Origin of the sequence: Phenylobacterium sp. 58.2.17 (assembly GCF_026411515.1) — a bacterium.
GTDB lineage: Bacteria > Pseudomonadota > Alphaproteobacteria > Caulobacterales > Caulobacteraceae > Phenylobacterium.
In genome coordinates, this window is sequence record NZ_JAPMTQ010000043.1 from 17,455 (window position 1) to 33,763 (window position 16,309).

General features: G+C 67.5%; 16 protein-coding genes and 1 pseudogene. 14 read left to right on the top strand and 3 right to left on the bottom strand.

Going from position 1 to position 16,309, the window contains the following annotated elements; genetic code table 11:
• Positions 1-97 precede the first annotated feature (97 nt).
• The 14 genes from tsf to lpxB all read left to right on the top strand — a co-directional run bounded on the left by tsf (position 98) and on the right by lpxB (position 13,988).
• Complete coding sequence (gene tsf / locus OUA97_RS19365) at positions 98-1,033, top strand: translation elongation factor Ts (protein ID WP_267233675.1); 936 nt, start codon at positions 98-100, stop codon at positions 1,031-1,033.
• Positions 1,034-1,218: 185 nt separating this feature from the next.
• Positions 1,219-1,938 carry a UMP kinase gene (pyrH, locus tag OUA97_RS19370; RefSeq protein ID WP_183770084.1) on the top strand — a complete coding sequence of 240 codons (720 nt, stop codon included), beginning with the start codon at positions 1,219-1,221 and terminating at the stop codon, positions 1,936-1,938.
• 40 nt (positions 1,939-1,978) lie between these two features.
• Entirely contained in the window at positions 1,979-2,542 is a 564-nt protein-coding gene (frr, locus tag OUA97_RS19375) for a ribosome recycling factor (protein WP_267233676.1), read from the top strand.
• Between the two features lie 34 nt (positions 2,543-2,576).
• The gene (locus OUA97_RS19380) at positions 2,577-3,332 is read left to right on the top strand and encodes an isoprenyl transferase (protein WP_267233677.1); all 756 of its coding nucleotides are present in this window, start codon (positions 2,577-2,579) and stop codon (positions 3,330-3,332) included.
• Complete coding sequence (locus OUA97_RS19385) at positions 3,313-4,152, top strand: phosphatidate cytidylyltransferase (protein WP_267233678.1); 840 nt, start codon at positions 3,313-3,315, stop codon at positions 4,150-4,152. Before OUA97_RS19380 ends, OUA97_RS19385 begins: the two co-directional genes overlap by 20 nt.
• On the top strand, positions 4,140-5,336 hold the full coding sequence (locus OUA97_RS19390) for a 1-deoxy-D-xylulose-5-phosphate reductoisomerase (RefSeq protein ID WP_267233679.1): 1,197 nt from the start codon (positions 4,140-4,142) through the stop codon (positions 5,334-5,336). Before OUA97_RS19385 ends, OUA97_RS19390 begins: the two co-directional genes overlap by 13 nt.
• 22 nt (positions 5,337-5,358) lie before the next feature.
• Positions 5,359-6,576 (top strand): RIP metalloprotease RseP, encoded by a 1,218-nt coding sequence (gene rseP / locus OUA97_RS19395; RefSeq protein WP_267233680.1) that lies wholly within the window; start codon positions 5,359-5,361, stop codon positions 6,574-6,576.
• Between the two features lie 31 nt (positions 6,577-6,607).
• Positions 6,608-9,010 carry an outer membrane protein assembly factor BamA gene (gene bamA / locus OUA97_RS19400; RefSeq protein WP_267233681.1) on the top strand — a complete coding sequence of 801 codons (2,403 nt, stop codon included), beginning with the start codon at positions 6,608-6,610 and terminating at the stop codon, positions 9,008-9,010.
• Positions 9,011-9,019: 9 nt separating this feature from the next.
• Positions 9,020-9,673, top strand: coding sequence for an OmpH family outer membrane protein (locus OUA97_RS19405; RefSeq protein ID WP_267233682.1), 654 nt, complete (start codon positions 9,020-9,022; stop codon positions 9,671-9,673).
• Between the two features lie 40 nt (positions 9,674-9,713).
• On the top strand, positions 9,714-10,730 hold the full coding sequence (gene lpxD, locus OUA97_RS19410; protein ID WP_267233683.1) for a UDP-3-O-(3-hydroxymyristoyl)glucosamine N-acyltransferase: 1,017 nt from the start codon (positions 9,714-9,716) through the stop codon (positions 10,728-10,730).
• Positions 10,727-11,194 carry a 3-hydroxyacyl-ACP dehydratase FabZ gene (gene fabZ / locus OUA97_RS19415; RefSeq protein ID WP_267233684.1) on the top strand — a complete coding sequence of 156 codons (468 nt, stop codon included), beginning with the start codon at positions 10,727-10,729 and terminating at the stop codon, positions 11,192-11,194. The genes lpxD and fabZ overlap by 4 nt, the downstream gene beginning before the upstream one ends.
• Positions 11,191-11,988: an acyl-ACP--UDP-N-acetylglucosamine O-acyltransferase gene (gene lpxA, locus OUA97_RS19420; protein WP_416362444.1), complete on the top strand. Its 798-nt coding sequence runs from the start codon at positions 11,191-11,193 to the stop codon at positions 11,986-11,988. Before fabZ ends, lpxA begins: the two co-directional genes overlap by 4 nt.
• Positions 11,989-11,991: 3 nt before the next feature.
• A complete protein-coding gene (gene lpxI / locus OUA97_RS19425) occupies positions 11,992-12,834 on the top strand; it encodes a UDP-2,3-diacylglucosamine diphosphatase (RefSeq protein WP_267233685.1) in 843 nt (280 codons plus the stop codon).
• Positions 12,831-13,988 carry a lipid-A-disaccharide synthase gene (gene lpxB, locus OUA97_RS19430; protein ID WP_267233686.1) on the top strand — a complete coding sequence of 386 codons (1,158 nt, stop codon included), beginning with the start codon at positions 12,831-12,833 and terminating at the stop codon, positions 13,986-13,988. The genes lpxI and lpxB overlap by 4 nt, the downstream gene beginning before the upstream one ends.
• On the opposite strand, the gene OUA97_RS19435 is transcribed toward lpxB, so the two are convergent.
• From OUA97_RS19435 to OUA97_RS19445, 3 genes and pseudogenes are all read right to left on the bottom strand, one after another.
• Entirely contained in the window at positions 13,938-14,297 is a 360-nt protein-coding gene (locus tag OUA97_RS19435; RefSeq protein WP_267233687.1) for a hypothetical protein, read from the bottom strand. The two genes, lpxB and OUA97_RS19435, sit on opposite strands and share 51 nt — an antisense overlap.
• 140 nt (positions 14,298-14,437) lie before the next feature.
• A complete protein-coding gene (gene gltA / locus OUA97_RS19440; protein WP_267233688.1) occupies positions 14,438-15,718 on the bottom strand; it encodes a citrate synthase in 1,281 nt (426 codons plus the stop codon).
• A 57-nt stretch (positions 15,719-15,775) separates the two neighbouring features.
• Positions 15,776-16,309: pseudogene (locus OUA97_RS19445) on the bottom strand (glutamate--tRNA ligase); the annotation flags it as partial.

Below are 16,309 nucleotides of genomic sequence, written 5' to 3' on the forward strand. Positions count from 1 at the left end.
ACGCTTTCGGGCGTCTTGCTCAGCTTGACGAAAAACGATCATGGCCGGGCCCTATCAGGGTCCGGTCAAACCCATTCTGACTGATAAGGAGCTGACCATGGCGGAGATCACCGCTGCGCTGGTCAAGGACCTGCGCGAAAAGTCCGGCGCTGGCATGATGGACTGCAAGAAGGCCTTGCAGGAAAACAACGGCGACATGGAAGCGGCCGTCGATTGGCTGCGCACCAAGGGCCTCTCGAAGGCCGCCAAGAAGTCGGACCGCGCCGCGGCTGAAGGCCTGGTGGCCGGCAAGCTGAGCGCCGACGGCAAGACCGGCGTGCTGGTCGAGCTGAACGCCGAGACCGACTTCGTGTCGAAGAACGAGCTGTTCCAGAACGCCGCCCGCGACTTCGCGGACGTCGGTCTGACGATCGAAGGCGTCGACGCCATCACCGCGGCCAAGACGGCCAAGGGCGAAGTCGTCAGCGACGTGATCACCAACCTGATCGCGACGATCGGCGAGAACATGCGTCTGCGTCGTTCGGCCCGCCTGTCGGTCAGCGAAGGCGCCGTGGCCCTCTACCTGCACAACGCGCAGGGCGAAGGCGTGGGCCGTCTGGGCGTGCTCGTGGCTCTGGAAGGCGCGGGCGATCAGGCCGTGCTGAAGGAAGTCGGCCGCAAGATCGCTCTGCACGTCGCCGGCACCCCGACCCCGCCGCTGGCCCTGAACGAGGGCGACCTCGATCCGGCCGCCGTCGAGAAGGAAAAGAAGTTCCTGACCGACCAGGCGCTGGAATCGGGCAAGCCGCTGGCCGTCGTCGAGAAGATGATCGAAGGCCGGATCCGCAAGTGGCAGGAAGAAGTGGTGCTGCTGAAGCAACCCTTCGTCATGAACCCGGATCAGACCATCGAGCAGCTGATCGCCGAAACCGCCAAGGAAACCGGCGCGCCGGTCGCCGTGAAGGCGTTCGTGCGCTTCGCCCTGGGCGAAGGCGTGGAAAAGAAGCAGGACGACTTCGCCGCCGAAGTGGCGTCGATGACCGGCCAAGGCTGATCCGCCTGATTTAGGACGCCCCAAGGGCGCCGGGCCTTAGGCGGAGTGGATTCCGGTCCGCCGCCCGAAGGCCCGGCCCCTTTTTTTTGCCAAGAACGTTGAGCGTCGCGCTCAACGTGGGCGTTCGACGCGCACGGCGCCCTTGGTCTATGTAGTACCCAGCCAGATTCTCCACGGAAGCCGCAATGTCCGAAGCCAAGCCCCGCTACAAGAAGATCCTCTTGAAGATGTCGGGCGAGGTCCTGATGGGCGACGCGCTCTTCGGCATCGACACAAAGACGATCGAAGCGGTGGCCGAGGACATCAAGGAAGTGGTCGATCACGGGATCGAGCTCTGCCTGGTGATCGGCGGCGGCAACATCTTCCGGGGCGTCTCGCTGGCCGGGAAGGGCATGGACCGCGCCAACGCCGACTATATGGGCATGCTGGCCACGGTGATGAACGCCCTGGCGCTGCAAGGCGCGCTCGAGAAGATCGGCGTCTATACCCGCGTGCAGTCGGCGATCCCGATGGAAGCGGTCTGCGAGCCCTACATCCGCCGCCGGGCGCTGCGGCACCTGGAAAAGGGCCGGGTCGTGATCTTCGCCGCCGGCCTGGGCGCGCCGTTCTTCACGACCGACACCCCGGCGGCGCTGCGCACGGCCGAGATGGGCTGCGACGCGCTGTTCAAGGGCACCAGCGTCGACGGCGTCTACACCGCCGACCCCAAGAAGGATCCGAGCGCGCAGCGCTATGAGACGCTGAGCTACCAGGAAGTGCTGGCCAAGGACCTGCGGGTCATGGACGCCTCGGCCATCGCCCTGATGCGTGACAACCAAATCCCGATCGTGGTCTTTTCCATCCGTGAACGGGGCAACTTCTTCAAAGTGCTGAAAGGGCAGGGCGTCTTCACGACGATCGCCTGACCATTCGCCGAATTAGACCAATATCTTGGGAGATAATCCTATGGCTGCGGAAAAGCCGGTTCTCAGCAAGTATCGGGATCGCATGGACAAGGCGATCGCGGCTCTGAAGGACGAGTTCTCGAGCCTGCGGACCGGGCGGGCGTCCGCCGGCCTGCTGGATCAGGTGATGGTCGACGCCTACGGCTCGAGCGTGCCGTTGAACACCGTCGGGTCGGTCAGCGTCCCCGAGCCGCGCTCGATCAGCGTCAACATCTGGGACCGCGGCCTGGTGGTCTCGGTCGAGAAGGCGATCCGCAACGCCGGCCTGGGGCTGAACCCGGTCGTCGACGGCCAGAGCCTGCGCGTGCCGATCCCGCCGCTCACCGAGGAGCGCCGCAAGGACCTGGCCAAGATCGCCGGCAAGTACGCCGAGCAGCAGAAGATCGCCATCCGCAACGTCCGCCGCGACGCCAACGACGACCTGAAAAAGGCCGAGAAGGACAGCGCCATCACCCAGGACGAGCAGCGCCGGATGGAGGCCGAGGTTCAGAAGTTTACCGACGAGGCGATCAAGCGCGTCGACGAAGCCTTGAAAACCAAAGAACAAGAGATCATGCAGGTCTAATCGTCCCATCGGGAGCGAGGACGAACGGGAACCCATGGCTACGATCGATCAACAGCAGCCCGCGCCGCATGCGCCCCTGCACGTGGCGATCGTCATGGACGGCAATGGCCGTTGGGCGAAGCGCCGCGGCCTGCCGCGCCAGGTCGGACATCCGAAGGGGGTGGACGCGATCCGGCGGGTCGTCGAGGCGGCGCCTGCGCAGGGCGTCCGCTGGCTGACGCTCTATGCGTTCTCGACCGAGAACTGGCGCCGACCGGCGGGCGAGGTCGCCGAGGTCATGCGGCTGCTGAAGCTGTACGTGAACTCGGACCTCGACAAGCTGACGCGCGAGGGGGTGAAGATCCGCATCCTCGGCCGCCGTGCTGGCCTGCCGCCGGACGTCGCCGAGATCGTCGAGCGGGCCGAGCGCCAGACCGCGCATAACGACAAGTTCTTCCTGCAGGTGGCGTTCAACTACGGCGGCCGCGCGGACATCGCCGACGCCGCCCGGGCCCTGGCGGCCGAGGTCGCCGCCGGCCAGATCCGGCCCGACGACATCACCGAAGAGCTCCTGCAGGGCAAGCTGTCGACCGCCAGCCTTCCGGATCCCGACCTGGTGATCCGCACCAGCGGCGAGCAGCGGCTCTCGAACTTCCTCCTCTGGGAGACAGCCTATTCCGAGTTCGTCTTCCAGGACGTGCTCTGGCCCGACTACGGCGCCGATTATCTGCGGGCGGCGATCGAGGAATTCCAAAAGCGCGAGCGGCGCTACGGCGGCGCCGTGGCCGATAATGTCCTTGCCGCAGGCTAGGCGTTTCGACTGGGCCAATCTGGGCGTCCGCGTCGCCTCGGCCACCGTCCTGGTGCCCGCGGTGCTGGGCGCGGTGTGGTTCTCCGACATGCCGGGGCTGCGCTGGCTGTTCCTGGTGCTGGTGGCCGTGGCGGTGGCGCTGCTGGCCATCGAGTGGGGCGCGATGACCGCGCCGACCGCGCCGATCCGCGTCTCCACCGCGCTCACCGTGGCGATCTTGGTTGCGGCGTTCCTGGCCCACCAGAAACACATGCCGCTGGCCTGGGCGGCCGGCGCGCTGGGGGCAGTGGCTGCGGCCCTGGTGGCGCGCGGCGTGGCCGAGCGGCCGATGAACGCGGCGTTCGGGGTGGTCTATCTGGCGATCCCCGTGGTCTGCCTCGTGTGGCTGCGTGGCATGCCCGAGGGGCGGCAGTGGACGATCCTGCTGTTCGCGGTGGCCTGGGCCGCCGACATCGCCGCGTTCGCGGTGGGCAGCGCCCTGAAGGGCCCGAAGCTGTGGCCCAAGTTCTCGCCGAACAAGACCTGGTCCGGCTTCATCGGCGGCTTGGTCGCCGCAGCCGGCGCAGGGGCGGCGATGGCGGCGTTCAGCGCTATCGTGCTGAGCGTCCCGGCCGGCGCACTGATCGGCCTGGTCGGAGGTCTGGCGACCATGGCCGGGGATCTTTGGGAGTCGATGCTCAAGCGCCGGTTCGGCGTGAAAGATTCCGGGGACCTGATCCCCGGTCACGGCGGTTTGTTGGATAGAGTAGACGGCCTGATGTTCGCCGTGGTCGTGCTGGCGGCCGCCCGACTGGTCAATCATTGGGGATGGGCGCATTGACTTTGCCTCGCCGCGTCAGCGTTCTGGGTTCCACCGGCTCGGTCGGCGTTTCCACTCTCGATCTCCTGGAAAAGGCCGGCGCCGAGGTCGAGGTGACCGCCCTGACCGCCGGTCGCAACGCCGAGCGCCTGGCCGAGCAGGCTCTGCGCTGGCGGCCCAAGCTGGCGGTCATCGAAGACGAGACCAAGCTGCCTGAGCTGCGCCAGCGGCTGGACGGGTCCGGGATCAAGGTCGCGGCCGGTCATAGCGCCGTGGTCGAGGCCGCCGCTGCCGACGCCCAGTGGGTGATGTCTTCGATCGTCGGCTTCGCAGGCCTGGCGCCGACCCTGGCGGCGGCGCAGGCCGGCGCGGTGATCGGGCTGGCGAACAAAGAGAGCCTGGTCTGCGCAGGCCCCTCGCTGCTAAGGGCGGCGAAGCTGGCGGGCGGGGCGGTGATCCCGGTCGATTCCGAGCATTCGGCGATCTTCCAGGTGCTGGATCCGATGAACGTCCAGCGGGTCGACCGGCTGATCCTGACCTCGTCGGGCGGGCCGTTCCGCACCTGGTCGGCCGAACAGATGGCCCACGCCACCCCTGAGCAGGCCGTGGCCCACCCGAACTTCAGCATGGGCGCGAAGATCTCGGTCGATTCCGCGACCATGATGAACAAGGGCCTGGAGATCATCGAGGCCGCCTACCTGTTCGGCATGACCAATGAGCGGGTGGACGTGCTGATCCATCATCAGCAGATCATCCACAGCCTCGTGGAGTACAGCGACGGATCGACGCTGGCGCAGCTGGGCGCGCCGGACATGCGCACGCCGATCGCCTGCGCCTTCGCCTGGCCGGACCGCCTGCCGTGGCCGGCGCCGCGGCTGGATCTGGCCGCCATCGGTCAATTGACCTTCGAAGAACCGGACCTGCGCCGTTTTCCCGCCTTGAAGATCGCCAAAGAAGCTCTGGCGGCCGGTGGGGCCGCGCCCGCGGTGATGAACGCCGCCAACGAGGTCGCCGTGGCCGCCTTCCTTGACCGCAAGATTGGCTTTCTCGATATTGCCGCGACGGTGTCTGAGACCCTCGAACGCGTCGAATCTCAGGGCCTGGTCGCGGGGGCGGCGAATGGCGACACGCTCGAGAACGCTCAGGCGACCGATACGCTGGCGCGTCGCGTCGCCGGCGAGGTCGTCAGCGGCCTAGGGCGCTAGCCGCGCGGAGGAGTTACAGCAGATGCTCGATTTCATCCTCACCGCTCTGACCTTCGTCGTTCCCTTCGTCCTGGTGCTGGGGCTGGTGGTCACGATCCACGAGCTGGGCCACTTCCTGGCCGCCAAGATGTTCGGGGTCGCCATCGACCGTTTCTCCATCGGCTTCGGCAAGGCGATCGCCTCCTGGACCGACAAGTCCGGCGTCGAGTGGCGGATCGGCTGGATCCCGCTGGGCGGCTATGTCCGGTTCACCGGCGACGAGAACGCGGCCAGCGTGCCGGATGCGGAAGACCTCAACGCGATGCGCGACGTGATCGCCCGGCGTGAAGGCGAGGAGGCCGTGGCGCGCTATTTCCATTTCAAGCCGCTTTGGCAGCGGGCCGTCATCGCAGCGGCCGGGCCGATCGCCAACTTCGTGCTGGCCGTGGCGCTGTTCGCCTCGCTGTTGCTGGCGCTCGGACAGTACGTGTTGCCGGCCAAGATCGCGTCGGTCCAGCCCGGCAGCCCGGCCGAGGCGGCCGGCTTCCGGAGCGGAGACCTGATCGTCGAGGCCAACGGCCGGCGCATCAAAAGCTTCGACGAACTCGCGGTGATCGTGCAGGTGCGCGCCGAGGTGCCGACGGCCTTTGTCGTCGAGCGGGGAGGCCGCGAGGTCCCGATCAACGCCACGCCCCGCTGGGTCGAGCGCACCGATCCGGTCGCCGGGACCCACCGGCAGGGCGTGCTGGGCGTGACCCCGGCCCAGGCACGGGACGACTACGTCCATGTCCGCTACAACCCGCTTGAAGCCGTCGCCGGCGGCGTCCAGCGCACGTGGCGCACGCTCGAGACGACGGTCTACTATCTGGGCCGGATGGTCACCGGCCAGGTTTCGCCGGACCAACTCAGCGGTCCCCTCGGAATCGCCCGAATCTCCGGCAAAGTCGCGCAGGCTGGAGCCGAAGGGGCGCCGGATGTCGGGGGAATGATCCTCGGCAGCGGCGTCAATCTGCTCCAACTGGCTGCGTTCGTTTCGGTGAGCATCGGCTTCATGAATCTGCTGCCGATCCCTGTGCTGGATGGGGGACACTTGCTGTTCTACGCCTATGAGGCGGTGGCGCGGCGTCCGCTGGCGGCGCGGGTCCAGGCGGCGGGCTACCGGGTGGGGCTTGCGCTGCTGTTGGGTTTGATGTTGTTCGCCACCTGGAACGATCTGCAGCAACTGCGTGTGTTCAAAATCCTCGGCGGCGTTTTCTCCTGAAACCCGCGCTTTTCCATTGACGGCTGATACGATGCAAAGACCCCGCGCTAGCCGCGCCGCGCTCGCCTCCGGCCTTGCCTTGCTGATGGGCTCGACAGCGATCGTCTTTCCCAGCGCCGTCCTGGCGCAGGAACAGGCGACTCCGCCCCAGCCGCAGCCTGCGCCGCAGGACGTCGGCCAGCAGTCCGGTGTCGTCCAGCGCATCATCGTGCGCGGCAACGAACGGATCGAGCAGTCGACCGTGCTGTCCTACCTGCCGATCCAGCCCGGCGAGGTCCTGGACCCGGCCAAGGCCGACCTGGCGCTGAAGACGCTGTTCCGCACCGACCTGTTCGCCGACGTGAAGATCGAGCTGCAGGGCTCGGACATGATCGTGACGGTCGTCGAGAACCCGATCATCAACAAGGTGGTCTTCGAGGGGAACTCGGGCCTCAAGGAAGACAAGCTGCGCGACGAGGTCACCGTGCGCCCGCGCGGCATCTTCACCCGCGCCAAGGTGCAGCAGGACGTCCAGCGCATCGTCGAGCTCTATCGCCGCTCGGGCCGGATCTCGGCGACGGTGACGCCGAAGATCGTCGAACTGCCGCAGAAGCGCGTCGACCTGATCTTCGAAATCAACGAAGGCCCCAAGAGCGGGGTGCTGCGGGTCAACTTCCTGGGCAACAAGGAGTACTCGGACAACGACCTGCGCGACGTGGTCGTGACCGAACAGTCGAGCTGGTACAAGTTCTTCTCGAACAACGCCAACTACGACCCGGACCGCCTGGAGTACGACAAGGAGCAGCTGCGCAAGCACTATCGCAACCGCGGCTTCTATGACTTCCGCGTGGTCTCGGCGATCGCCGAGCTGGCGCCCGACAAGAACGGCTTCGTCGTCACCTACACGCTCGACGAGGGCAAGGAATACAAGTTCGGCAAGGTGACGGTCGAAACCGAGCTGCAGAAGCTCGACAAGAACGTCCTGCAGCAGCTGGTGCCGATCCGCTCGGGCGAGATCTACCAGGACGAAAAGATCGAGGCGGCGACCGACTCGCTGACCTTCGCGGCCGGCGCCGCCGGCTTCGCCGCCGTGGACGTGCGTCCGCGCTACACGCCGAACCGCGAGACCGGCCTGGTAGACGTGGTGTTCCAGGTCCGCGAAGGGCCGCGTGTGTACGTCGAGCGCATCGACGTCACCGGCAACACCCGCACGCTGGACTACGTCATCCGCCGCGAGATGAACCTCGTGGAAGGCGACGCCTATAACCGCGCCCTGGTCGACCGCTCGCGCAACAATGTCCGCGCGCTCGGCTTCTTCAAGGATGTGACGATCGACGAGGCGCCGGGATCTGCGCCCGATCGCACCCGCCTGCAGGTGAAGGTCGAAGAGCAGCCGACGGGCGAGCTCTCGTTCAGCGCCGGCTATTCGTCGGTCGACCAGCTGATCCTCGACCTCGGCGTCACCGAGCGGAACTTCCGTGGTCGCGGCCAGAGCCTGCGGGCCCGCGTGTCGGTCGGCTCGCTGCGTCAGCAGATCGACTTCGGCTTCACCGAGCCGCGGTTCCTGGGCCGAGACCTGGGCGCCGGTGTCGACCTCTACTCCTACCGCTACGACCTGACGGAGTACTCGGCCTATAAGACCGTGACCGTCGGCGGCAACATCCGGATGGCGTTCCCGCTGACGCTGAACTCGCGGATGTCGACGAGGTACACACTGCGTCAGGAAGACGTTCAGATCGACGACGCCTACTGCGATCCGACCGCGCCGCTGGTGTCGCTGTCGCTCTGCGCCCAGCGCGGCAAGTATCTGACGTCGCTGATCGGCTATACCTACCTCTACGATCGCCGGAACGACCCGATCAATCCGACCCGCGGCTTCCGTTTCGACGTCAGCCAGGACCTGGCCGGCATCGGCGGCGACGTGAACTACATCAGCACCGAAGTGACTGGCGGCTGGTATCACGGGTTCAACAAGGACTTCATCCTGAGCGTGACCGGGCAGGGCGGTTACATCGCCGGCTGGAGCGGGGACTCGGTGCGGGTCAACAGCCGCTTCTACAAGGGCGGCAACAGCTTCCGCGGCTTCGAGACCGCCGGCATCGGTCCGCGCGACACCAACTTCGGGCGCTCTGACGCGCTCGGCGGCCGCGCCTATGCGATCGGTTCGGCCGAGCTGACCATCCCGACCGGCCTGCCCGAGCAATACGGCATCAAGGCCGCGCTGTTCACCGACGTCGGCACGCTCGGCCTGCTCGACGACAAGGACAAGCTGAAGGCCGACGGCACCGTCGATCCGCTGATCTATGACGACCTGTCGCTGCGTGCGACGGCCGGTCTGTCGGTCTTCTGGCGCTCTCCGATGGGTCCGATCCGATTCGACTTCAGCCAAGTTTTGGCCAAAGAAGACTACGACAAGACCGAAACGTTCCGGTTCTCCACCTCAACCAGGTTCTAGATTCACCACATGACGATCAAAGCCCTTGTCGCGGCGACCTGCGTCGCCGCCATCACCGCTTCCGCTTCCAGCGCGGCTTTCGCGCAAGCGGCTGCGCCTGCCGCCCCGGCGGCGCCCGCGGTGACCCATGGCCCGGCGCTGCCCGGCGTCTGCACCGTCTCGGTGGAAGGTGCGATCGCAACCTCGACCGTCGGCAAGTACGTCCAGACCCGCCTGCAGCAGATCGCGACCCAGGTCGAAGCCGAGCTGAAGGCCGAGCAGACCGCGATCCAGAACGAAGCCAAGACGCTGGAGGGCCAGCGCGCGACGCTCGACCAGAACACGTTCGAGACCCGCGCCGCGGCCCTGCAGGTCAAGGCCAACGCCTATCAGCGCAAGGAGCAGCAGCGCTCGCGCGAGCTGCAGGCGACGCAACAGAAGGCCCTGGGCCGGGTGTACCAGGAGCTGACCCCGATCGTCAGCCAAGTGTACCAGCAGCGTCAGTGCAGCCTGCTGATCAACCGCGAAAGCATCGTGCTCTCGAACCCGTCGATGGACATCAGCCAGCCGGTCGTCACGGCGCTGAACGCCAAGATCACCCAGTTCACCTTCGATCGTGAACGCCTCGACCAAGCTGCGGCCCCGGCTGCGACTCCGGCTGCGGCGCCTGCGACCCGCAAGTAGGGCCGACTCGCGATAAAGGCGGGTCGAGCTGAGGATTCCCATGCCCGACCCCCGATTTTTTGAAGACCTCGGCCCTGTCACGCTCGCCGAACTGGCCAGCCTGACAGGCGCCGAACTTTCCGATGCGGACCAAGGCCAGCGCAAGGTCCGCGGCGTGGCCGTACTGGCCAGCGCCCAGGCCGACACCGTCACCTTCCTGACCGACAAGAAGCACGCCGCCGAGCTGGCCGCGGCAAAGGCCGCCGCGGTGTTCGTCACCGCGCGCGACAAAGACTTTGCGCCGCCGGGATGCGTGGCGCTGGTCACGCCGACGCCGCAGGCCGCCTACGCCGCGGCCGCGACGCGGCTGCACCGCGCGCGCCGCTACGGCGGCCCGGACCTCATCGCCGCCGATGCGGTGATCGAGGAGGGCGTGCATCTGGCGCCCGGCGTCGTGGTCGGACCGGGCGCGCAGATCGGCGCGCGGACCGAGATCGGCGCCAACACCGTCATCGGGCCGGGCGTCGCCATCGGCAGGGACTGCGTGATCGGCGCCAACGTCACCATCGGTTTTGCGCTGCTCGGCGATCGGGTGCGCATCCTGGCGGGCGCGCGGATCGGCGAACCGGGCTTCGGCGCCGCAGGCGGGGCCAAGGGCGTGGTCGACATTCCGCAGCTGGGACGCGTCATCCTGCAGGACGGGGTCACCATCGGCGCCAACAGCTGCATCGACCGTGGCGCGTTCGACGACACGGTGATCGGTGAAAACACCAAGATCGACAACCTAGTGCAGATCGCCCACAACGTGCGTGTGGGACGAAACTGCGTCATGGCTGCGCACACCGGCATCTCCGGCAGCGTCGTGATCGGCGACGGAGCGGCCTTCGGCGGCCGCGCGGGCGTGGCCGACCACGTCAAAATCGGTGACGGCGCGCAGGTCGCGGCCGCCGCAGGCGTGTTCCGCGACATTCCGGCCGGCGAGACCTGGGGCGGCGTGCCCGGACAACCCATTCGACGCTGGATGCGGGAGGTGGCGTGGCTGTCGCGCTCCGCCAACCGCAAGGGGACCGACCAATGAGCAACGACGCGGCGACAGCCGAGGTCTCGATCGACATCTCCGAGATCCTGGAACGGATTCCGCATCGCTATCCGTTCCTGCTGGTCGACCGGGCCGAGGAGTATCGGCCCAACGAGTCGATCGTCGGCATCAAGTGCGTGACCATCAACGAGCCGTTCTTCCAGGGGCACTTCCCGGACTATGCGGTGATGCCCGGCGTGCTGATCGTCGAGGCGATGGCCCAGACCGGCGCGGTGCTGATGTCGAAGACGCTGAACGTCGATCGCGCCGGCAAGACCATCCTGTTCACCTCGGTCGACAACTGCCGCTTCCGGCAGCCGGTGCGGCCGGGCGACGTCCTGCGCATGCACGTCAAGGTGCTGCGCGCCCGCGGGGGGCTCTTCAAGTTCGAAGGCAAGGCCATGGTCGGCGACAAAACCGCTGCGGAAGCGGAGTTCGCGGCCATGCTGGTGGAGACCCCATGAGCATCGACGTCCATCCCAGCTCCGTCGTCCACCCCAAGGCCCAGCTGGCCGAGGGCGTGGTGATCGGCCCGTTCTGCACCGTCGGCCCCGACGTCAAGCTCGGCGCGCGGACGAAACTGTCCTCGCACGTGGTGGTCGACGGCGTGACCACGCTCGGCGAGGACAACCAGGTCTATCCGTTCGCCATGCTCGGCGGTCCGCCGCAGCACACCGCCTACAAGGGCGAGCCGACCCAACTGGTGATCGGCGACCGCAACGTCATCCGCGAGCACGCGACGATGAACACCGGGACGGTCGGCGGTGGCGGCGTGACCAAGGTCGGCTCAGACGGATTCTACATGATCGAGAGCCATGTCGGGCACGACTGCGTCCTCGGCGACCAGGTGATCCTGACCAAGCAGGCGACGCTGGGCGGGCACTGCGAGATCGCCGACTTCGTGATCGTCGGCGGCCTGGCCGCTGTGCACCAGCGCACCCGTGTCGGGCGCCACGCGATGATCGGCGGCCTGGCGGCGGTCGTGAAGGACGTGATCCCCTACGGCTCGGTGTGGGGCAACCATGCGCACCTCGAGGGCCTGAACCTCCTGGGGCTCAAGCGCCGTGGCTTCAGCCGCGAGACGATCAACACCATGCGGGCGGCCTATCGGATGCTGTTCGCCGACGAAGGCACCTTCCAGGAGCGGCTCGACGACACGGTCGAGACCTATTCGGATTCGCCGGAGGTCATGGAGATCGTCGACTTCATCCGCGCCGACGCCAGCCGGCCGCTCTGCCTGCCGGAGCGGGAGGTCTAAGACGTGCGGAAGCTCGGGCTGATTGCGGGCGGCGGGAACCTGCCGGTCGAGATCGCGCAGCACTGCGAACGCGCCGGGCGGCCGTTCTTCATCATTCGGCTGAAGGGTTTCGCGGGTGAGGAAATCGCCCGGTTCCCGGGGGCCGACATCGGCATCGCCGAGCTCGGCAAGTGCTTCAAGGCGCTGAAGCGGGCCGGCTGCGAGGCTGTCACCCTGGTCGGGACGGTCGATCGGCCGGACTTCAAGGCGCTGTCGCCCGACCTGCGCGGCCTGATGGCGCTGCCCGGGGTGATCGCCGCGGCGCGCAAGGGCGACGATGCGCTGCTGCGCCAGCTGCTGGGCGAGTTCGAGAAGGAAGGCTTCGCCGTCGAGGGCGCGCACGAGGTGATGGGCGACCTGACCCTGACGGCCGGCCCGCTGGGCGCGGTGGCGCCGAGCGACGAGCAGATGGCCGACGTGCAGCACGCGCTGCGCGTGGCGCGGGCGATCGGCCAGCTGGACGTCGGGCAGGGCGCTGTCGTCTGCGAGGGCCTGGTGCTGGCTGTCGAGGCGCAGGAAGGCACCGACGCCATGCTGCGCCGGGTCGCCGAACTGCCGCGCAACATCCGCGGCAGCGCCGAGGCGCCGCGAGGCGTGCTCGCCAAGGCCCCCAAGCCGATCCAGGAAACGCGTATCGACCTGCCGACCATCGGGCTGGGCACCATCCAGCGGGCGGCCCAGGCCGGGCTGGCCGGGGTGGCGGGCGAGGTCGGCCGGCTGCTGGTGCTCGACCGCGAGGCGGTGATCGCGCTGGCCGACGAGCTGGGCATCTTCGTGGTGGGCGTGGAACCGCCGAACGCGCCGTGAGCAAGCCGCTCTGCGTCATGCTGGTCGCGGCCGAGGCCTCGGGCGACGATCGCGGCGCGGGTCTGGCGCGGGCCCTGCGCGCGCGCCTGGGCGACGGGGTGCGCTTTGTCGGCGTGGGCGGCGAGCGCATGGCGGCCGAGGGCGTGCAGAGCCCGTTCGACATCGCCGAGCTGTCGATCCTCGGGCTGCTGGAAGGCCTGATGGCCTATCGCAAGGTGGTGGCGCGGGTCGAGGACACCGTCGCCCTGGCCAAGCGCGAGAAGCCCGACGTGGTGGTGCTGATCGACTCCTGGGGCTTCACGCTGCGGGTGGCCCAGCAACTGCGCAAGCTCGACCCGAAGCTGCCGCTCATCAAGTATGTCGCTCCGCAGGTCTGGGCGACGCGCCCCGGGCGCGCCAAGACCCTGGCCGCCACGGTCGACCACCTGTTGTCGATCCACGTGTTCGATGCGCCGTATTTCGAGGCCGAGGGGCTGCCCGTCACCTTCGTCGGCAATTCCGCCCTGACGCTGGACTTCTCGCAGGCCGACGGCGGGCGGCTGCGCGCCCAGCTCGGCATCGCCCCGCAGGCGCCGGTGCTGCTGGTGCTGCCCGGCAGCCGGCCAGGCGAAATCAGCCGCGTCCTGCCGCCGTTCGCCGACGCCGTGGCCATCCTGAAGGCCGCGCGGCCCGACCTTGAGGTGATCATCCCGGCCGCGCCGACGGTGGCCCAGAGCGTCAAGGCCCAGGCCGCCGGCTGGGCGCATGTGGTCGAGGGCGAGAGCGCCAAGCTCGACGCCATGAAGGCTGCGACGGTGGCGCTGGCCTGTTCCGGCACCGTCACTACCGAACTGGCGCTGGCCGGCGTGCCGATCGTGGTGGGCTACCGCCTGGGCGCGATGACCCACGCCATCCTGAAGCGGCTGATCCGCACGCCCTACATCACGCTGTTCAATATCGCGGCCAAGGACTTCGTCGCCCCGGAGCTGGTCCAGGACGACTGCAACGGCCCGGCCCTGGCCCGCGAGGTCGCCTTGCGCCTGGACGATCCGGCGCTGCGCGAGCGGCAGGCGGCGGCTCAGAGCGCCGCCCTGCAGAAGATGGGGCGCGGCGGCCCCGATCCGTCAGACGTGGCGGCCGAGGCCGTCCTGAAAGTGCTGGGGTCGCGAGCGTAGCGGCGGGGCGTCCAGCACGTACTGCTGGATGTCGGGGCCGGCGACGCAGACATGCAGCTCGCTCCAGGTCGGATTGACCGGCCCGACGCCCAGCTTGCGCAAGGCCGGCAGGAAGCGATCCTCAAGGTAGTCCTTGAGGTCCTCTTCATTGTCCCAGATGTCGACCGTGTGCGCGCCGGCCTCGTCGAAGGCGGCGATGTGCAGCAGGCAGCCGGCCGGCGGATCGTGATCCCAGCCGATCTCGGCGCGAACCTGTTCGTAGATGTCACGGGTGACGTGCGGCTCGTTCAGCTTCGCCATGAAAGCCATGGGGATGCTCCTCATGCGGTTTGCGCAGAGAACCCTACGAGCATGAACGGCCGCCGCAACCTAGGCGTATGCCTGAGCGCCAAAGCAAAAGCCCCGCCCGGTGGTCCGGGCGGGGCTGATGTCTTGGTCGTCGATCGGGCCTAGCGCTTGTCGACCGCGACGTAGTCGCGTTGCGCCGCGCCGGTGTAGATTTGACGCGGACGGCCGATCTTCTGCGACGGATCCTCGATCATTTCCTTCCACTGGCTGATCCAGCCCACGGTGCGGGCCAGGGCGAACAGCACGGTGAACATCTCCGGCGGGAAGCCGAGGGCGCGCAGGGTGATGCCCGAGTAGAAGTCGACGTTCGGGTAGAGCTTGCGCTCGACAAAGTAGGGGTCGTTGAGCGCGATCTTCTCGAGCTCGATGGCCACCTTCAGCAGCGGGTCGTCCGAGTGGCCGACTTCCGCCAGCACTTCGTGGCAGGTCTGTTGCATGACCTTCGCGCGCGGGTCGTAGTTCTTGTAGACCCGGTGACCAAAGCCCATCAGGCGATAGCGACGGTCCTTCACGCCCTGGACGTACTCGGGGATGTTCTCCACCGAGCCGATCTCGGCCAGCATGTTCAGCGCTTCTTCGTTCGCGCCGCCGTGGCTGGGGCCCCAGAGGCAGGCGATGCCGGCCGCGATGCAGGCGAATGGATTGGCGCCCGACGAACCGGCCAGGCGGACGGTCGAGGTCGAGGCGTTCTGCTCGTGGTCCGCATGCAGGATGAAGATGCGGTCCATGGCGCGCGTCAGCACCGGGTTCGGCTTCCAGTCCTCGGCCGGGACCGAGAAGCACATGCGCAGGAAGTTTTCCGAATAGGACAGGTCGTTGCGCGGATGCACGAACGGCTGGCCCTTGAAGTACTTGAACGCGCGCGCAGCGATCGTCGGCATCTTGGCGATCAGCCGATGCGACGAGATCATCCGTTGTTCCGGATCATCGATGTTGGTGCTGTCGTGATAGAAGGCCGACAGGGCGCCGACGGCGCCGACCATGATCGCCATCGGGTGGGCGTCGCGGCGGAAGCCCATGAAGAACCTATCGAACTGCTCATGCAGCATCGTGTGATAGGTGATGTTGTGTTCGAAGGCCTCGAACTCCTTGGCGTTCGGCAGGTCGCCGTTCAGCAGGAGGTAGCAGACTTCGAGGAAGCTCGACTTCTCGGCCAGCTGGTCGATCGGGTAGCCGCGATGCAGCAGCACGCCCTTGTCGCCGTCGATGAAGGTGATCTTGCTCTCGCAGCTCGCCGTCGAGGTGAAGCCCGGGTCGTAAGTGAAGACGTCGGCCTCGGCGTAGAGTTTTCGAATATCCACGACGGCGGGGCCGTCCGTGCCCTTGAGGATCGGCAGCTCGACCGACTTGCCGTCGAAACTCACCTTAGCCGTGTCGCCCATGCCATTCCTTCCGTCTTGCAGGAGTCAAACGCCCGTTTCAGGGTGCCTTATAGCGCCTTATGCGGACTGTGAAAGCGCGTCGTCGAGACGCCCCAAACTTTCCGGTTTCCCAAGGCTCACAAGGGCTCCGGCCAGATCAGGGGCAGGAGACCCTCCAGAGAGGACGCCGCGTAAGGCCGGGCCGAACTTGCCCATGCCCACGCCTTCGGTCTCGGCGAAGCCGCGAAGCGCCGCCTCGAGCGCCGGAACCGCCCATTCAGCCTGGCCGTCGAGGTGCTCGCGCAGGCGGCCGAGCCGCGCGCGGGTCTCGTCGGTCAACAGACCCTTGGCTTTCTCCGGCAGCTCAAGCGGACGGCGCTTGAGGGCGAAGACGGTTGCGTCGGCCAATTCCAGCATGGTCTTGGCGCCGTCGCGCACCAGAGGGACCGTGCGTTCGATAATCGCCTCGTCGCCGCCGTGGAGCGGGAAGTCGCGGCTCTTGTGGACGCCGACTACGAGCTCGGCCAACCGGGCGGGCTCGGCCTGGCGGATGTAGTGGTTGTTGAGGTGGTTCAGCTTGTCCCAGTCGAGCCGGGCCGGGGCGCCGACCAC